The following is a 1,207-nucleotide window of genomic DNA, read 5'->3' as shown; positions in this document are numbered from 1 at the left end:
GCACTTCCAGCGGCCCGTCGTCATCGCCGCAGTCGTCCAGGTGCAGGCGCACAGCCAGCATCTGTGCCAGCAGCGCGTCCGGCGGCTGCACAAAGCATTCGCCCTGTTTGGTCGACCAGCCTCCCCAGCCGGGCAGCTCGGCCGGCGGCCCCACGACCGGAATGCTCAGGTCCTGGTGCACGCTGACCAGCCAGTTGCAGCCGGCCGACTTCTCGAACAAGGTGGCCTGCACCACCACAGGGTCGGCCGGCAAGCAGCGCGCCAACCCGTCATCGCCCAGCAATCGCGGCACCAAGGCACGGCAGGCGGGTTGAGAAAGCAGGCGCCTTGACCCCGCGGTGCCATCCGCCGCTTCGCCTACAGCCGCACGCAGCGATTCAAGTTCGCCGCTGCCCAGCCAGCCTCGCTGCCAGGCCAGGCCCTGCTCGTGCAGGCTGCGCAACAGCTCGGTCGCGCCTGTGTTGTTGTCTGTCGGGTCGTCCGTCATGCTGGCCATCCTACGGTCCACGCAAGGTGCAAGGGAACTTGGCCCGGACATAATCGGTCGCACCCCAGTGGGCGGTTTGTGCCCAGGAGAAGCCGTTTGCCCTTGCCTTTGCTCATGCCCGACGCTGCCATTTCCTGCCGCCCAGCCAAGGCTGCGGTCTCGCGCGCGGCTGCCTGCGGGCTGTTGATGCTGGCAGTGGCCGGGGGGCTGGCGGGCTGTGAGACGGTGATTCCGCGCAAGACTTCGGTCTACCAGAACGAGCAGTTCAAGTCGGACGAGACGTTTTCGCGGCTGTTCGACGCCGAGCCGGACGACACCTGCGAAGCGGCGCGCCGTGCGCTGCTGAGCCAGGGGTATGTGATCAATACGCTGAAGCCGGACCTGGTCAACGGCAGCAAGCGCTTCCAGCCCGAGGGCGAGGTGCACGTCGAGATCTCGTTCACCGTGGTCTGCACGCCGGAAGGCCGTTCGGGCAAGGTGTCGACCGCCTATGTCAGCGCCATGCAGGATCGCTACGCGCTGAAGAAGAGTGCCAATTCGGCCAGCCTGGGGCTGCCGGCGCTGGGCTCGCTGTCCATTCCACTGTCGGCCAGCGACGACTCACTGGTCAAGGTGGCCAGCGAGACGATTCCCGCCGGCCAGTTCTACGACCGCTTTTTCACGCTGATGCACCGCTACCTGCGGGAGTCGGTGGGCGACAGCCGGCAGCAGCAGCGCGCC

The 1,207-nt window shown here is 67.1% G+C and carries 2 protein-coding genes; one reads left to right on the top strand and one right to left on the bottom strand.

Annotation, left to right across the window (positions count from 1 at the left end):
- Positions 1–487 (bottom strand): phytanoyl-CoA dioxygenase family protein (locus tag FKP22_RS31010; RefSeq protein WP_510606738.1); only part of this gene is annotated, 487 nt, incomplete at its 3' end.
- A 114-nt stretch (positions 488–601) separates the two neighbouring features.
- Between FKP22_RS31010 and FKP22_RS31005 the strand changes: the two genes are divergently transcribed.
- Positions 602–1,207 (top strand): DUF2242 domain-containing protein (locus FKP22_RS31005; RefSeq protein ID WP_375140639.1); only part of this gene is annotated, 606 nt, incomplete at its 3' end.

Source organism: Ideonella azotifigens (genome assembly GCF_006519715.1).
In the GTDB taxonomy this organism is placed as follows: Bacteria; Pseudomonadota; Gammaproteobacteria; order Burkholderiales; family Burkholderiaceae_C; genus Ideonella; species Ideonella azotifigens.
The sequence above is the reverse complement of the archived record's forward strand: the minus strand, read 5'-3'. Positions and strand labels throughout refer to the sequence as shown.